General features: G+C 39.3%; 13 protein-coding genes. All 13 read left to right on the top strand.

Annotated elements, in window-relative coordinates:
• Positions 1–9 precede the first annotated feature (9 nt).
• Genes rlmH through FXF36_RS12335 form a run of 13 tightly spaced genes read left to right on the top strand, consistent with a single transcriptional unit; the run spans position 10 to position 16,924 of the window.
• Positions 10–489, top strand: a complete 480-nt coding sequence (gene rlmH / locus FXF36_RS12275) for a 23S rRNA (pseudouridine(1915)-N(3))-methyltransferase RlmH (RefSeq protein ID WP_151624498.1) — start codon at positions 10–12, stop codon at positions 487–489.
• 22 nt (positions 490–511) lie between these two features.
• The gene (locus FXF36_RS12280) at positions 512–1,816 is read left to right on the top strand and encodes a pyrimidine-nucleoside phosphorylase (protein WP_174819751.1); all 1,305 of its coding nucleotides are present in this window, start codon (positions 512–514) and stop codon (positions 1,814–1,816) included.
• A 2-nt stretch (positions 1,817–1,818) separates the two neighbouring features.
• On the top strand, positions 1,819–2,805 hold the full coding sequence (locus FXF36_RS12285) for a PhoH family protein (RefSeq protein WP_151624500.1): 987 nt from the start codon (positions 1,819–1,821) through the stop codon (positions 2,803–2,805).
• Positions 2,806–2,808: 3 nt separating this feature from the next.
• The gene (locus tag FXF36_RS12290) at positions 2,809–4,002 is read left to right on the top strand and encodes a hypothetical protein (protein ID WP_151624501.1); all 1,194 of its coding nucleotides are present in this window, start codon (positions 2,809–2,811) and stop codon (positions 4,000–4,002) included.
• Complete coding sequence (gene ybeY, locus FXF36_RS12295) at positions 3,999–4,496, top strand: rRNA maturation RNase YbeY (RefSeq protein ID WP_151624503.1); 498 nt, start codon at positions 3,999–4,001, stop codon at positions 4,494–4,496. The genes FXF36_RS12290 and ybeY overlap by 4 nt, the downstream gene beginning before the upstream one ends.
• A gap of 21 nt (positions 4,497–4,517) precedes the next feature.
• Positions 4,518–5,669: a DUF3048 domain-containing protein gene (locus FXF36_RS12300; RefSeq protein ID WP_151624505.1), complete on the top strand. Its 1,152-nt coding sequence runs from the start codon at positions 4,518–4,520 to the stop codon at positions 5,667–5,669.
• A 7-nt stretch (positions 5,670–5,676) separates the two neighbouring features.
• On the top strand, positions 5,677–7,359 hold the full coding sequence (locus FXF36_RS12305) for a putative polysaccharide biosynthesis protein (protein WP_151624507.1): 1,683 nt from the start codon (positions 5,677–5,679) through the stop codon (positions 7,357–7,359).
• A 3-nt stretch (positions 7,360–7,362) separates the two neighbouring features.
• Positions 7,363–8,577: an aminoacetone oxidase family FAD-binding enzyme gene (locus FXF36_RS12310; RefSeq protein ID WP_151624509.1), complete on the top strand. Its 1,215-nt coding sequence runs from the start codon at positions 7,363–7,365 to the stop codon at positions 8,575–8,577.
• Positions 8,578–10,173 (top strand): NAD(P)/FAD-dependent oxidoreductase, encoded by a 1,596-nt coding sequence (locus FXF36_RS12315; protein WP_151624511.1) that lies wholly within the window; start codon positions 8,578–8,580, stop codon positions 10,171–10,173.
• 15 nt (positions 10,174–10,188) lie between these two features.
• A complete protein-coding gene (gene mutS / locus FXF36_RS12320) occupies positions 10,189–12,798 on the top strand; it encodes a DNA mismatch repair protein MutS (protein WP_330583189.1) in 2,610 nt (869 codons plus the stop codon).
• The gene (mutL, locus tag FXF36_RS12325; RefSeq protein ID WP_151624513.1) at positions 12,798–14,687 is read left to right on the top strand and encodes a DNA mismatch repair endonuclease MutL; all 1,890 of its coding nucleotides are present in this window, start codon (positions 12,798–12,800) and stop codon (positions 14,685–14,687) included. Before mutS ends, mutL begins: the two co-directional genes overlap by 1 nt.
• 10 nt (positions 14,688–14,697) lie before the next feature.
• A complete protein-coding gene (miaA, locus tag FXF36_RS12330; RefSeq protein ID WP_151624515.1) occupies positions 14,698–15,636 on the top strand; it encodes a tRNA (adenosine(37)-N6)-dimethylallyltransferase MiaA in 939 nt (312 codons plus the stop codon).
• Positions 15,596–16,924, top strand: coding sequence for a methionine gamma-lyase family protein (locus FXF36_RS12335; RefSeq protein WP_151624517.1), 1,329 nt, complete (start codon positions 15,596–15,598; stop codon positions 16,922–16,924). Before miaA ends, FXF36_RS12335 begins: the two co-directional genes overlap by 41 nt.
• Positions 16,925–16,943 lie beyond the last annotated feature (19 nt).

Raw genomic sequence — 16,943 nt, forward strand, 5'->3', positions numbered from 1 at the left:
ATATATAGTATGAATGTAAAGGTTCTATGTGTCGGAAAAATCAAAGAAAAGTTCTATAGAGATGCCATTGATGAGTATTCTAAAAGACTTTCAAAGTATTGCAGCTTAAAGGTTGTAGAAGTCGCAGATGAAAAGACTTCAGAAAATGCATCTGACAATGAAATAGACATTGTTAAAGATAAAGAAGGAGAGAGAATTCTTAAGAATATCACTGACAAGGATTTTGTCATTGCACTTGCAATTCTTGGCAAGCAAATGGATTCTGTAGCTTTTTCAAAATACATCGAGGATCTTGGTATCCAGGGAAGAAGCGACCTGGTTTTTGTTATTGGTGGTTCGCTTGGACTTTCTGATAAAGTCCTGTCTCGTTCGGACTACCAAATTTCTTTTTCTAAAATGACTTTTCCGCATCAACTTATGAGAGTAATCTTATTGGAACAGATTTATAGGGGAATGAGAATTATGAAAAACGAGCCTTATCATAAATAATTTTCTAAGGGGATTTTTAAACATGAGAATGTACGATTTGATTGAAAAGAAAAAGCTCGGTCAGGAGCTTACAACTGAGGAAATTTACCATATTATCAATGGTTATACTCACGATGAAATACCTGACTATCAGATTTCTGCTCTTTTAATGGCTATTTACTTTAATGGTATGAACGTCAGAGAACGTTATGATCTTACAATGGCAATGCGTGATTCTGGCGATATTCTTGATTTGTCATCAATTGATGGTGTCAAAATTGACAAGCATTCAACAGGTGGTGTAGGTGACAAGGTTACACTTGTACTTGGACCAATCATTGCTTCAATTGGTGTTCCAGTTGCAAAGATGAGTGGTAGAGGTCTTGGACATACTGGCGGAACTATCGACAAGCTTGAGGCTTTCCCAGGTTTCAACGCAGCTCTTTCAGAGGACGAGTTTGTTAATCAGGTCAACTCTATAAAGATTGCTGTTACTGGTCAATCGAAGAACCTTGCTCCAGCAGATAAGAAGCTTTATGCACTTCGCGATGTTACAGCTACTGTTGATGAGATTTCTCTTATAACTGGTTCTATTATGTCAAAGAAGCTTGCTGCTGGTACAGATGCAATTGTGCTTGATGTTACAGTTGGCGATGGAGCATTTATGAAGAACAAGGAGAATGCTCTTGAGCTCGCAAAATCAATGGTTGATATCGGAAAGCGCGCAGATAAGAAGATTGCAGCCGTTCTTACAAATATGGATGAGCCATTGGGCTATGCAGTTGGAAATAATCTTGAGGTTATCGAGGCTATCAACGCTCTTAATGGCAATGGACCAGAGGATTTGATGGAGGTTGTTTACGAGCTTGGTTCGCAGATGATAGTATTCTCTGAAATTGAGACAGACAAAGCAAAAGCTAAAGAGCTTATGAAGGAAGCTGTTGCGAGTGGTAAGGCATTCCAGAAGTTTGTTGAGTTTATTGATGCACAGGGTGGAGATTCTTCGTTTGCAAAGGATTTAAACAAGTTTGCTCCTGCAAAGCACATTATCCCTGTAAATGCTTTGACAGACGGTTATGTACATGCAATTAAGGCAGAGGCCATCGGTCTTGCTTCAATGTCTCTCGGTGGAGGTCGTGAGACTTTTGATGATGTAATCGATATGGCTGTTGGTATTGTTTTAAATAAAAAAGTAGGAGATGAAATCAAGGCAGGTGAGCCTATTTGCTATATTCACGCAAATGACGAGGCTAAAATTGCACACGCCGAGGAGATGATTAGAAATGCCACAACAATTTCTCCTGAAAAGTGCAATCACATGGATTTGATAATTGATATTGTTGAGTAATTATGAGTGACTTTTCTTTGAATATCCATATCCCGGCTGAGCATATCGACAATATATTTGGTCAGTTCGATATGAATATTAAAACTATCGAAAAGGGGATGGGAATTTCCTTTATTCTTCGCGATGACGAGATTAAAGTCGTTGGTGAAAAGAATCACACGGAGCATGCCAAAATCATTGTTGATGAGCTTTTGGCCCTCTCAGAAAAAGGAAATATTATTACTACACAGGATGTAAACTACGTTATGTCTATTGAAAAGGAAAAAATCGAGAGTCATGATGTATCAGAGGCTCGTGGGGAGATTATCTGTCACACAACCACAGGCAAGCCTGTAGCACCAAAGACTCTTGGACAGAAAAAATACGTTGATGCCATCACAGATAACATGATTGTGTTTGGTGTTGGGCCAGCTGGAACAGGTAAGACTTATCTTGCCATGGCAAAGGCTATTACAGCATTCAAAAATGAAGAGGTATCAAGGATAATACTTACTCGTCCTGCCATTGAAGCAGGAGAGAAGTTGGGATTCCTTCCTGGAGATTTACAGAGTAAGGTAGACCCATATTTACGACCATTATACGATGCGCTTTATCAGATAATGGGAGCGGAAGCATTCCAGCGCAATATGGAAAAAGGACTTATTGAGGTTGCGCCACTTGCTTACATGCGTGGTCGTACACTTGATAATTCTTTCATAATTTTGGATGAGGCTCAAAATACTACACCAGCTCAGATGAAGATGTTTTTGACCAGAATTGGTTTTGGTTCAAAGGCAGTTATCACTGGCGATCAGACGCAAAAGGATTTACCAAACGGTCAGAAATCTGGACTTGATGATGCTATGAAGGTCCTTAAGAATATCGATGATATAAAGATTTGTACGCTTGATTCAAAAGATGTTGTTAGACATCCACTTGTTCAAAAGATTGTCAATGCCTATGAATCACATGAGAAAAAGCTTGAAAATAAAACTAAAAGGTCAAAATAACTCATGAAATACACTAATAGATTTTCGACAATTCGAGTTGGCTATGCAATTGGAATGGCGTTGATTTTTATTATTGCAAACACGGTACTTTGTTTGCTGAATTCTATTTTGATTGATAAGTTTATCTGCTTAGCAGCAATCAATGTTTGTTTCTTTTGTTTATTTTTGTTGTTGCTGATTCGAAAAAGACTTGAATCAGCCTTGCCAGAGTTCAATTACATCACCTACGGGAAGATTACTTTTATCGTTTTGATAGCGTGGGTTGTCACATTTTTATGTGCGATGGTTGCACCGGATTTTTTTGCACCATTTATTGTCCTTCCTATCATATTGAGCACAGTTTTTGATGATAGTCTTTCTAATGCATTTAGTCTGTATTTGCTTACTATCACAGCTATATGCCTTGATTACGGTATTTTCATCCTGTTGTGCTATGTCCTGATGATTGCCTTTGGTGATGTTCTTTCACATTTTATGAGAGCGAAGGAAGGAATCGAGAGATTGCATTCTCTCATACTGGTTTTTTCAGTAACAACGCTGATTTCGATTGTTTTCTATTATTTTAATTACCTTGAGCTTTCCATGGCCGTATTTGTTTTTGGACTTGTTGAAGGCTTGATAGCAAGTTTAATTGCAGTGCTTGCAGTTCCTCTATTCAGGAAATATGTGGAGGAGGCTCAGTCCAATATTTATGATGATTTTTTAGCTCCGGAATATGGTCTGGTTCAGGATATCAGAAAGTTTTCCTTTATTGAGTATCAGCATGCCAGCAGGGTATCAGTTTTCTCTCGTAAGTGTGCCGAGGCTATAAAAGCAAATGCACCTCTTGCTGCCTGTGGAGGATTTTATTACAGGTTGGGAAAAATCGAAGGGGAGCCAATGATTGATAATGCATTAAAGCTTGCCTGTGACAATTGTTTTCCAGCTGATGTTACCCAGATTTTGGCAGAGTACGGTGGTATTATATATTTACCGAGCACAAAGGAGTCAGCCATTGTTCATATGGTAGATTCCGTTGTTACGAAGGTTGAGCTTTTTGATGCTGATGCCATGAGTAGCTCATGGAACCAAAATATGGTTATTTACCAGACTATCAATGAATTATCCCAGAAGGGGCTTTACGATAATTCTGGTTTGACTATGAATCAGTTTTTGACAATCAGAGAAATCTTAGCGAATGAGGACATTTTGGCATGACAATTTATATTGAAAACGAAATCGATTATAAGTTTGATTTCGACTATGAGAAAATTGCAAATGATGTAGTAAATACAGCAATAGACCATCTTCAGTTTCCATTTGAAGCAGAGATTAGCATTACAATCACTGATAATGATGGAATACAGAGTATTAATAAAGAGTTTCGAGAAATCGATTCGCCTACAGATGTTTTATCATTTCCAATGATAGATTATGAAGAGGCTGGTAAGTTCGATCATATCGAAGCAAATGATGATTTTTTTAATCCAGAGACAGGAGAAGTAATTCTTGGAGACATTGTTCTTTGTGTTCCTAGAATCCTTTCACAGGCAGAGGATTTTGGACATTCTGTGCTCCGGGAGTATGCTTTCCTTATAGCCCATAGTATGTTACATTTATTTGGGTTTGATCATATGACGGAGGCAGAAGCTACTGTCATGGAACAAAAACAAAGAGAAATATTAGATATTCTTAATATTACTCGAGACTAACGAAAAGGAGAAATGTAATCTATGAAAAAACGCGTAGTATCTTTAATGCTAGTTCTTTCTATGGCACTATCTTTAGGAGCTTGCGGCAAAAAGGATGAGGTAGCAGAGGAACTTCCAGTTGAGGAGGATACAGCTACTGAGGAAGACCAGGAAGCAGTTGAGGTTGTTGACGAGTCTTTAGCTTTCTTCGATCAGGTTTCTGAGGATGGAAGAGTACGAAGCTATCTTACTGGCGAATGGGTTGATGCTAAATATGGCAGACAGCGCCCAGTTGCAGTTATGATTGAGAACACAAAGGCAGCTTTACCACAGTATGGTATTGGAAATGCCGGCGTCATTTATGAATGTGTTGTTGAAGGTGGCATCACACGTATGATGGCTATTTTTGATGATTATACAGGACTTGACCAAATTGGTAATGTTCGAAGCTCTCGTCCATATTATGTTATGTATGCTAGCGAATACGACGCTATTTATATGCATGCAGGTGGTAACCCAGCTGCTTTCGAGCTTATTGATGGTGGACTTGTTGAGAACCTTAACGCATTAAAGCTTGAGGGTAAGAAGGGTAGCGCTGCTACATACAGAACTGGTACATCTGAGCATACACTTTATACAAATTCACAGGGTATCGATATTGGACTTGAGAAGATGGGATATGATATGTCACTTCCATCAAACTATGAGCCACACTTCAAGTTTGCAGCAAACGGCAACAGCCTTGAGAATGGTACTGATTGTCAGGCTCTTCAGCTTTACTATTACACTAACAAGCCATATTGGATTTATAACGAGGATGATGGCTTATATTACAGATATGAGTTTAATCAGAAGCAGGTTGATGCTATCAGCGGAAAACAGCTTACTGCAAAGAACATTATTCTTCAGAATGTTGACTGGTTCACTTATGCTGGTTCTCAGTACTTAGGATATTATCTTTCAAACAATACTGGAACTGGAAAGTACATCACAAACGGTAAGATGATTGATATCGTTTGGTCTAAGGATGGTGATTCATCAGTTACTCATTACTATGATGCTAACACAAGCGAGGAAATCCAGCTTAATGTTGGTACTACATGGATTCAGGCTTGCCAGGGCGCAGGTGAAGGCAACTACACTGGTGACAATCAGTTCTATGCTAACAAATCAGATTTTAGTAAGGCAAAATAATTAATTTATGACTAGAAGAAACAAACATAGCGATACCAAGTTTCTTATGCAGGGAACAATCCTTGCAGTTGCTTCAATAATCAGCCGTATTGTGGGACTCATATATAGAGTCCCACTTACGGCTACTATTGGTAAAACAGGCAATGATTATTACGGTACAGCTTATGAGATTTACAACATAATATTGCTTATATCTTCTTACAGCATACCGCTGGCAGTTTCAAAGCTGGTATCAGCGAGAATGGCAAAAGGGCACGTTAGAGACGCAAACAAGGTTTTGCACGGAGCCCTTCTTTTTGCGTTTACCACAGGTGGCGCGGCAGCACTAATTGTGTACTTTGGAGCTGAGTTTTTTACCGGAACTCTTTTAAAGACTCCTTTATCTGCAATTGCTCTTAAAGTGCTTGCGCCGACACTTCTTGTTGTAGCTATTCTTGGTGTTTTCAGAGGCTTTTTCCAAGGCTTGGGCACTATGATTCCAAGTGCCATTTCTCAAATTGGAGAGCAGATTGTTAACGCAATAGTCTCTGTAGTAGCGGCCAATCTTTTGTTTAGTTATGGAAAGAAGGTTGGAGGTGTTCTTGGAAATGTTAGTGGCTATGCGGCTGCTTATGGAGCGGCTGGTGGTACACTTGGAACATCTACAGGTGCACTTTTTGCATTATGTTTTATTCTTTTCATCTTTTTCGCCTTTAAAAAGGTATTTAAGAAGATGTTAATTAGGGATAAGCATAAGCATTTTGAAGGTTACGGAGAAATCTTCTCTGCATTAGTTTTGACAATAGTACCTGTGCTTTTAAGCACAACGGTTTACAATATCAGCTCAATCATCGATCAGGGAATTTACAAGAATTTTGCTCTTATGCAGGGGCATGATGCTTCTGCTATAAGTGAGTTCTGGGGTGTTTTCACAGGACAATATAAGGTTTTGATAAATGTTCCTTTGGCTATTGCATCTGCAATGGCAGCTTCTACAGTGCCTAGTCTTACAGCGGCTTTTCACTCAGATGATAAAGAGCTTGTTAAAAAACAGATTAACATGGCAAATCGCTTTGTCATGGTTATTGCTTTTCCTTGCTGTGTGGGGATGATGGTTCTTGCATCGCCAATTATGATTCTTTTATTTAATGATGCTGAAAAATCTTCAGGTCTTATGCTTATCATTGGCGGTTGCTCGATTATATTCTATTCATTGTCCACCCTGTCAAACGGTGTTTTGCAGGGCATCGATAAGATGACAATTCCTGTTAAAAATGCCCTTGTTGCATTAGTAGCACATATTATATTGTTATTTTTCCTTATGGGAGCTTTTGATTTACATATTTATGCTGTAATTATAGCAAATGCATTTTATGCACTTCTTATGTGCTTCCTTAATCAGTCTGCTGTACTTAGATTTTCCGGAGCCAGAATTGATTTAAAAAAGGTATTTCTTGCACCGCTCGAAGCCAGTGCTCTTATGGGGGTAATAGTTTACCTTGTTTATCATATGCTTTATGGTCTGGTTTCTATCAGCGGTACTGAGAGAATCGCTAATTTTGTGGGTTGCGTTTGTGCAATCATTGCCGGAGTTATTGTTTACTTTGTGGCAATGTTTATTTTTAAGGGAATTGATGAGGAAACTCTTATGAAGTTCCCTGGTGGCACAAAGCTTTGTAATATAGCATATAGCTTACATTTGTTGAGGTAATTTATGGGTAATAACGAAAAGACTTATGACATTTGTATTGTGGGTGCTGGATTTTCTGGACTTGTTCTTGCAATTAAGCTTGCAAGGGCAGGTCTTTTGGTCTGTTTATTAGACCTTAATCGGATTGTTGGCAGAAGAATTCTTTCCACTGGAAATGGTCGTTGTAACTTTACCAACAGACGTATGGGCAAGGAATACTTTTACAGTAATAGCAGCCTTGATTTTATTGAGGACAAGCATGACGAGCTTCGTGGTTTTCTACGTGAGCTTGGCGTTATTGAACGTGAGCTTGACGGTTATTATTATCCAATTACAAATCAGGCTAAAACCATAAGAGATGCACTTGAAAACGAGGTAAATGCTTTAAATATCGACGTTTTTCTTGATAACAGGGGTACAGATATTACAAAGACTGATGATGGATTTGTAGTTACAAGCCATCGTGATACATTTAACTGTAAGAGAGTGTGTATTGCATCTGGTGGTCTTTCGGCTGCAACTCTTGGTTCATCGAAGTTTGGATATAAAATGGCCAACAAATTTGGAATGAAGGTGACAAAGCTGGCGCCATCCCTTGTAGGCCTCACATCAAAGGATATTTGCCTGAAGGATTTAGGTGGTGTTAGAGCACTTGGCGCAGTTTCCTACAGGAATGCGAGATGTGAGGGTGAGATTCAGTTTAATAAGGATGGCATTTCAGGATATCCAATTATGTGCATCAGCCGTTTTATCGGTTTTGATGAGCTTGATAAAAAGCTATCATCTCTTTCGCTTGATTTCGTAGCATTTATGTCTGAAGATGAGCTTAAAGATGAGATTAAGGCCAGATTTAATCGTAATTCAGCAGCTACCATTTTGGCTTCTCTAAATGGACTGACCAATGAAAAGGTTACTGAAGTTGTGGTTAGCTATTCGCGAATTTATCCTGACACTCCAGTTTCAAAACTTGATGACGAGGATATTGAGAATCTTGTATATAATTTTAAGCATTTCTCAATGAATATTACTGGAACTAAAGGCTTTGACAATTCACAGGTTACAGCTGGTGGCGTTGAATTATCTGAGATTGATTTGAATTCCATGGAGGCCAAAAAGGTTAAAGGCCTTTATTTCACTGGTGAGGTTTTAGATGTTGATGGTATTTGTGGGGGATATAATTTGACATGGGCCTATTTATCAGCAGATAAGGCTGCAAATGCAATTATTAGTGAGGTATAAATGATTAAAATTGATCAGCTGAAGCTTTCTATTTCAGCCAGCGAAAATCAAATTAAAGATGCAATTATAAAAAAGCTTAGAATCAAGGATTCCGATTTAAAGAAGTACTCCATTCTTAAGCGCTCCATTGATGCCAGAAAGAAACCTGATTTATTTTATGTATATTCGGTGCTGGTTGAGCTAGATCATTCCTTGGAGAACAAGCTTTTAAAAAAGCTTAGTAAAGACAATAATGTGAATACCTATAAACCTTTGGTATATCCGATACCTAAGCTTTCAGAGGGAAAATCGAGTGATAGGCCGGTCGTTATAGGTGCAGGGCCTGCTGGGCTTTTTGCTGCCTATGTTTTTGCTCTCAATCACATGAATCCTATTATTTTCGAACGTGGTCGCATGGTTGAGGAGCGCACTGCTGATATCCTTAAATTCTGGGAGACTGGAGTTCTTGATACAGCTTCAAATGTTCAGTTTGGTGAGGGTGGAGCAGGTACATTTTCTGATGGAAAGCTTAATACTCTTGTTAATGACAAGCAAGGCAGAAATAAATTTGTCCTTGAAACCTTTGTAAAGTTTGGTGCTCCTTCAAATATCCTATACGATAACAAACCACACATTGGTACAGATATTCTTAAGGTTGTTATCGCAAATATGCGTGAAGAGATTAAGAATTTAGGCGGCGAGTTTTACTTTAACTGTCAGGTAACTGAGTTCGTCTCTGAAAATGGAAGAATTAAGGCTGTTATGGCAGGCGGCAAGGAATATTCTTGCTCAAATGTAGTTCTGTCTATTGGTCACAGCGCAAGGGACACTTTTAAGACCTTGTATGATGCAGGCTTTTACATGGAGGCCAAGGATTTTGCTGTAGGCTTTAGAATCGAGCATCCTCAGGAAATGATTTCAAAGACTATGTATGGTCCTAATTTTGATAAGCTTGAACCAGCCCCTTATAAGCTTGCCTTCAATCTGGAAAATGGCAGAGGCGTTTACTCATTCTGTATGTGTCCAGGCGGATTTGTAGTTAATTCTTCCTCTGAGGAGAATCGCTTGGTTGTTAACGGCATGAGTTATTCAAAACGTGACAGTAAAAATGCCAACAGTGCAATTGTTGTTTCTGTTGGAGCCAAAGAGTTCGATAAGAGTAATCCTCTTTCAGGAATAGAGTTCCAACGACAAATTGAGGGGAAAGCTTTTGCGTTATGTAAGGGCAAAATTCCTCAGCAGCTTTATGGTGATTTTAAAGCTCATCGTCTGACCACCTCTTATGGTGATTTTGAGACCCAGACAAGAGGTCTGACAGCTTTTGGTATGCTTTCTGATATATTTTCTCAGGAAATTAACCAATCAATTATTGACGCCATGGGGCAATTTGGTACTAAAATAAAGGGATTCGATAGAGAGGATGCAATCCTTTCTGGTGTTGAAAGCAGGACTTCATCACCTGTTCGAATCAGTAGAGATGAAACATATCAGTCTAACATCAAGGGACTGTATCCTTGCGGTGAGGGTGCAGGCTACGCAGGAGGCATAACATCAGCGGCAATGGATGGCCTCAAGGTCTCAGAGGCTGTGATTAACAACCTCAACAAAAATATTTAAAGGTAGGATAATTCAGTGGCAGAATACACTCCAATGATGCAGGAGTATCTTAAAACAAAGTCAGAATACGAAGATTGTATTCTTTTTTATAGATTAGGCGATTTTTACGAAATGTTCTTTGAAGATGCAAAGATTGCATCCAAGGAGCTTGAGCTTACATTAACAGGCAAATCCTGTGGCGCTGAAGAGAGGGCTCCTATGTGCGGTGTTCCTTTCCATGCCGCAGATACTTATATTAATCGTCTTGTTTCTAGAGGCTATAAGGTTGCAATTTGCGAGCAGGTTGAAGACCCTAAAGAGGCAAAGGGCCTTGTGAAGCGTGAGGTTATAAGAGTAGTTACCCCTGGTACTAATATCGATCAGCTTGCACTTGATGAGGGCAGCAATAACTACATTATGTCTCTCTATTACAGCAGAGGTATTTTTGGAATTAGTGCCTGCGATATTTCAACGGCAGATTTTTATCTGACTGAGGTCGATAGCAATCGTAAGCTTCTAGATGAAATTTTCCGTTTCAATCCAGCTGAGATTCTTTACTCTAAATCAATTTACGAGTCAGGAATTGATATTACTGATGTTTCTGAAAAGTTAGAGAGTACCCTTACTCAGCTTGATGAATCATATTTCGATGACACACTTACAGCTAGAGAGATTTTGACTCATTTCCATGCTCATTCCCTTGAGGGATTAGGCCTTATGGATTTTTCGCATGGCAGAGTTTCAGCGGGAGCACTTCTTATTTATCTTAAGGAGACACAAAAGACTGAGCTTGCTCATTTAACACATATTACACCTTACACTAATGGTAAGTTCATGCTTCTTGATAATTCAACCAGAAGAAACTTAGAGCTTACAGAAACAATGCGTGATAAACAGAAGCGTGGCTCTCTTCTTTGGGTTTTGGATAAAACAAAGACAGCTATGGGGGCTCGTCAGCTTAAATCTTTTATCGAGCAACCACTTATTTCTGTAGATGAAATTATAAAACGTCAGGATGCAATTGAGGAGATTAATGCCTCTTTGATTGACAGGGAAGAGCTTAGAGAGTATCTGACCTCTGTTTATGATTTAGAGCGCCTGATTACTAAAATCACATATCAGTCAGCAAACCCTAGGGATTTAATTGCCTTTAAGCAGTCCATTGGAATGTTAAGTCCAATTAAGACTCTGTTGAATGGCTTTAATACCCGTCTAATTAAAGAAATTAATAGCAATATCGATGATATGAAGGATTTGTTCGAGCTCATTGATTCTGCGATTGATGATGAGCCTCCTATTTCTTCTCGTGATGGCGATATTATCAAAGCAGGCTTTAATGAAGAAGTAGACAGACTTCGTTCTGCCAAAATCGATGGTAAGCAGTGGCTTGCTGATTTGGAGGCAAAAGAACGAGATAAAACTGGCATCAAAAATCTTAAGATTAAGTTCAACAAGGTTTTTGGATTTTATCTTGAGGTTACAAATTCATATAAGGATTTGGTTCCGGATTATTATGTCAGAAAGCAGACGCTTACAAATGCCGAGCGTTACTATACTCCAGAATTGAAGGAGCTTGAGGACAGTATCCTTGGTGCTGAGGACAGACTTAACACAATCGAATATGAATTCTTCAAGACAGTTAGGGATACCATCGCTTCAAACGTTGACAGGATTCAAATTACAGCTAAATCTATTGCGTTACTTGATGCTTTGATTTCACTTGGTGTTGTTGCTGAGAAAAATCATTACGTTCGTCCGGTAATTAATAATCGAGGAGTAATTGATATTAAGGATGGACGTCATCCTGTTGTTGAACAGATGATTAACGCCGATCAGTTTATATCTAACGACTGTGAACTTGACCTGGATTCAAATACAATTGCTATTATCACTGGACCTAACATGGCAGGTAAATCTACCTACATGAGACAGGTGGCTCTGATTGTGTTGATGGCCCAGATTGGAAGCTTTGTTCCAGCTGCGTCTGCACAGATTGGTGTTGTAGACAGGATTTTTACCCGTGTTGGTGCGTCGGACGATTTGTCTACTGGACAGTCTACTTTTATGGTGGAGATGAACGAAGTGGCAAATATTCTCCACAACGCTACAAATAAATCTCTTTTGATTTTGGATGAGATTGGACGTGGTACTTCCACCTACGATGGACTTTCCATTGCCTGGTCTGTGGTTGAGCACATTGCTTATCATATTGGGGCGAAATCTCTTTTTGCCACCCATTACCATGAGCTTACAGAGCTTGAGGGCAAGATTCAGGGTGTACATAATTACTGTATTGCAGTGCAGGAGCTTGGTGAGGATATAATTTTCCTCAGAAAAATAATTCCAGGCGGTGCAGACCAAAGCTACGGTATTCAGGTTGCAAGGCTCGCAGGACTTCCAGAGGAGGTTCTTACAAGAGCTCGAACAATTGTAAATTCATTAAATGAAAATGATATTGCAGCTGTTTCAGACAAAATAGCAATTCGCGAACATATAGAAGAAAAGCTTAAGGAAATTAAAGGTGTGACCTTCTCTGAAGAAGAAGTAGAGATTATTGCCGGTCTTAAGGAGCTTGATGTTACAAAAATAACTCCTCTTGAGGCTATGAACATACTATTTGAGTATCACAACAAGGTAAACAACTAATGGGAAAAATCAATTTACTTAGTCAGGAAACAATCGATAAAATCGCAGCGGGCGAGGTGGTTGAGCGTCCAGCTTCGGTTGCTAAAGAGCTTATTGAAAACAGTATTGATGCAGGTGCAACTGCTATATCTGTAGAAATAAAGGGCGGCGGTATTGAGTATCTTCGAATAACTGATAATGGCTCAGGAATCGAAAAGGACCAGATTCAGATTGCATTCCTACGACACTCAACCTCTAAAATTCAAAATGCTGAAGATTTGAATAATGTTCGCTCCCTCGGCTTTAGAGGTGAGGCGCTCTCAAGTATTTCTGCGGTATCCAAGGTCGAGCTTATTACTAAAACAAAGGATTCGCTACTTGGCGCCAGTTATATTATCGAAGGTGCCAAGGAAATCAGTCTAATGGATATTGGAGCTCCTGATGGAACTACTTTTATCATTAGACAGCTGTTTTACAATACTCCAGCACGCAAGAAGTTTTTAAAATCAGAGAGCACCGAAGGAAGTTATGTCTTTGATGTTGTAGAGCATTTGGCTCTTTCTCATCCAGAGATTTCTTTTAAATTCATTTTAAACGGCAAGGAAAAGCTGATGACCTCTGGAAATGGTGTCCTTTCAGATACTATTTACCAGATTTATGGACGCCAGATTGCGAGCAATGTGCTTGATTTGGATTATCAGGATGAAACCGTAAGGATTAATGGATTTATTGGTCAATCAGTTATTGCAAGAGGAAACAGAGCATTTGAACATTTCTTTGTAAATAACAGATATATCAAAAGTGGTTCTCTCTCAAAGGCTTGTGAGGAAGGCTATTACGGCTTTTTAATGGGCCATCAGTATCCATTTTTTGTAATTAATATCAATTTCGATGATGCTGCTGTAGATGTAAATGTCCATCCTACAAAGCAGGAGGTTCGTTTTGAAAATGAAGTTCAGCTATGTGAGCTTCTTACCAAGATTATTAATAGTCGTCTTAGGAAGAGAGAGGATGTTTTAGAGGCTCATGTTGAGGAGCCGACAGTCAAGGTTCAGCCAATGATTTTGCAGGAGGAACCAAAGGCTGCATCAGTTTCACAGCCAATGCCTGTTATTTCTACTACGGAGGCTGGCACAAATCAAAAAGAACCAGAGGTTATTCCGCCACCAAAGCCTAAGATGCCCGAGCCTTTCGAGAGAGACAGGTTGGAGAGGATTAAACAGTCAATTACAGCTCAGATTCATGCAGACACTCCATATGAGAAAAAGTTCGAGGAGAAGAACAGGGGCGGACAGAAATATGAGCAGATTAGCTTCCTTGATAAGGAGGCTATAAAAGAGCACAAGATAATCGGCCAGGTCTTTGATACTTATTGGATTGTTGAATACGACAAAAATATGTATATCATAGATCAGCATGCTGCACATGAAAAGGTTTTATTTGAAAAGACCATGGCTCGTTTGAAGAATAACGAGATGACAAGCCAGATGGTGAGTCCGCCAATCATTATTTCGCTTTCTGCACAGGATGTTTTGCTTTTTGAAAACTATAGGGAGGCTTTTGAAAAGCTTGGCTATAGAGTTGAATCCTTTGGCGGAAATGAGCTTGCTATTAATGGTGTGCCAGGCAATCTTTTAAACCTCAATCCAAAGACATTTTTCCTTGAGGTTCTTGCAGATTGCCAGTCATACAAAGCCAGTGACTCCTTTGATATGATAGTTGAACGTGTGGCATCTATGTCTTGCAAGGCTGCAGTCAAAGGAAACAACAGATTATCTTTACCAGAAATTAAGACTTTAATTGACGATTTGCTCAAGCTTGAAAATCCATATCATTGTCCGCACGGTCGTCCAACAATGATTTCATTTTCTGAGTATGAGCTTGGTAAAAAATTCAAAAGAATAATTTAAAGGTTATTAAATGAAAAAATTAGTCGTTCTTACAGGACCAACTGCAGTTGGCAAAACATCGCTCTCCATAAATCTCGCCAAAGCTATAAATGGCGAGATTATTTCTGCAGACTGCATGCAGGTTTACAAGCGAATGAATATAGGAACAGCAAAGGTTACAGAAGAAGAGATGGATGGTGTTAAGCATTATCTTATTGATGTGATTGATCCTAAGGAGGATTTTCACGTGGTTCGCTTTAAGGAAATGGTTATAGCTGCCATGGAAGAAATCTATGCCAAAGGAAAAATACCTATCATATGTGGTGGCACCGGATTTTATATTCAGGCTATTTTGTATGACATTCAATTTACAGAACAGGAGATTGATAAGGCATATCGTAATGGACTTGAGAAATATGCTGATGAAAATGGAAATGAAGCTCTTCATCAAAGACTTAAAGATGTTGACCCGGAGTCAGCTGAGAGCATTCCAGCAGCTAATCGTAAACGTGTAATCAGGGCTCTTGAGTATTATCATCAAACTGGAGAACAATTTTCGGTTCATAACAAGCGTGAAAGAGATAGAATTAGCCCTTATAATTTCGCATATTTTGTGTTAAATGATGACAGGCAGTTGTTGTATAATCGCATAGATGCCAGAGTTGACAAGATGGCCGAGGCTGGATTGGTAGAAGAGGTTAAAGCGTTGCTTTCTGAAGGCTGCAAGCCTGGCATGACTTCAATGGACGGTATTGGCTACAAGGAGCTTTTGGGTTATTTGAATGGAGAAAGCTCTTTGGAGGATGCACTTGAACTAATTAAAAAGAATTCAAGAAACTATGCTAAGCGTCAGTTAACCTGGTTTAGACGTGAAAAAGAAGTAATATGGCTTGATAAAACTGTTCTTACATCAGAAGAGCAGATTTTAAATGAGATTATGGAAGCCCTTAAAGAGAAAGGAATTATTTAGAGTGTTTAATATTTATAAGGAATTTGGAATTTCAAATGAGGTATACAGTTTCGGTTCAAAAATCGTCTCTGGCCTTGATGATAGATTTAAGGAGATCGATGAGGTTGCTGAGTACAATCAGCTTAAGGTTTTAAAGGCAATGCAGGATAATAAGGTTGCTGCAGAATGCTTCAACACATCAACAGGTTATGGCTATGATGATGTGGGAAGAGATACCCTTGAAAAGGTGTATGCTTCCGTGTTCAAGGCTGAGGATGCCCTTGTTCGTCCTCAGATTACTTGCGGAACTCATGCACTTGCACTTGCTTTAATGAGTAACCTCCGACCAGGAGATGAGCTTTTATCACCTGTTGGAAAGCCATATGATACCCTTGAAGAGGTTATTGGAATTCGTCCTTCAAATGGTTCTTTAGCGGAATATGGAATTACTTATGCACAGGTTGATTTACTTTCTGATGGCGGCTTTGACTATGATGGAATAAAAGCAGCAATCAATGAGCGCACAAAGCTTGTTACAATTCAGCGTTCTAAGGGCTATGCAAATCGTCCAACATTATCCGTTGAACAGATTGGTGATTTGATTTCATTCATCAAGGGAATCAAACCAGATATCATCTGTATGGTTGATAATTGCTACGGGGAGTTCGTTGAGAAGATTGAGCCTACCGAAGTTGGCGCTGATATGTGCGTCGGTTCTTTGATTAAAAATCCAGGTGGTGGTCTTGCTCCAATTGGAGGCTATATTGTTGGTACTAAGGCTTGTGTTGAAAATGCTGCTCACAGACTTACATCACCTGGACTTGGAAAAGAGGTTGGGGCTTCTCTTGGCATTATGCAGTCCTTCTATCAGGGATTTTTCCTTGCACCTACAGTTGTGGCTGGAGCTCTTAAGGGTGCTATTTTTGCCGCAAATATTTTCGAGAAGCTTGGTTTCCTTTGCATCCCAAATTCAACTGAGCCTAGATATGATATTATTCAGGCAGTTTCATTCCTCAAGCCAGAGGGGCTTATTGCTTTCTGTGAGGGAATTCAGGCAGCTGCTCCAGTAGATTCTTATGTTACACCAGAGCCATGGGATATGCCTGGTTATGATTCACAGGTTATTATGGCAGCTGGCGCTTTTGTTCAGGGTTCATCAATTGAACTTTCTGCAGATGGTCCCCTTAGAGCACCTTACACAGCATTTTTCCAGGGTGGTCTTACTTGGAATCATGCCAAGATTGGTATTCTTAAGGCGACTCAGAAACTTGTAGACGCTTGCCTTGTGAACCCTAGTGAACTGTGCTAAACTTAAATTTATTGAAGTT

It is taken from the genome of Pseudobutyrivibrio xylanivorans, assembly GCF_008935055.1.
In the GTDB taxonomy this organism is placed as follows: Bacteria; Bacillota; Clostridia; order Lachnospirales; family Lachnospiraceae; genus Pseudobutyrivibrio; species Pseudobutyrivibrio xylanivorans_A.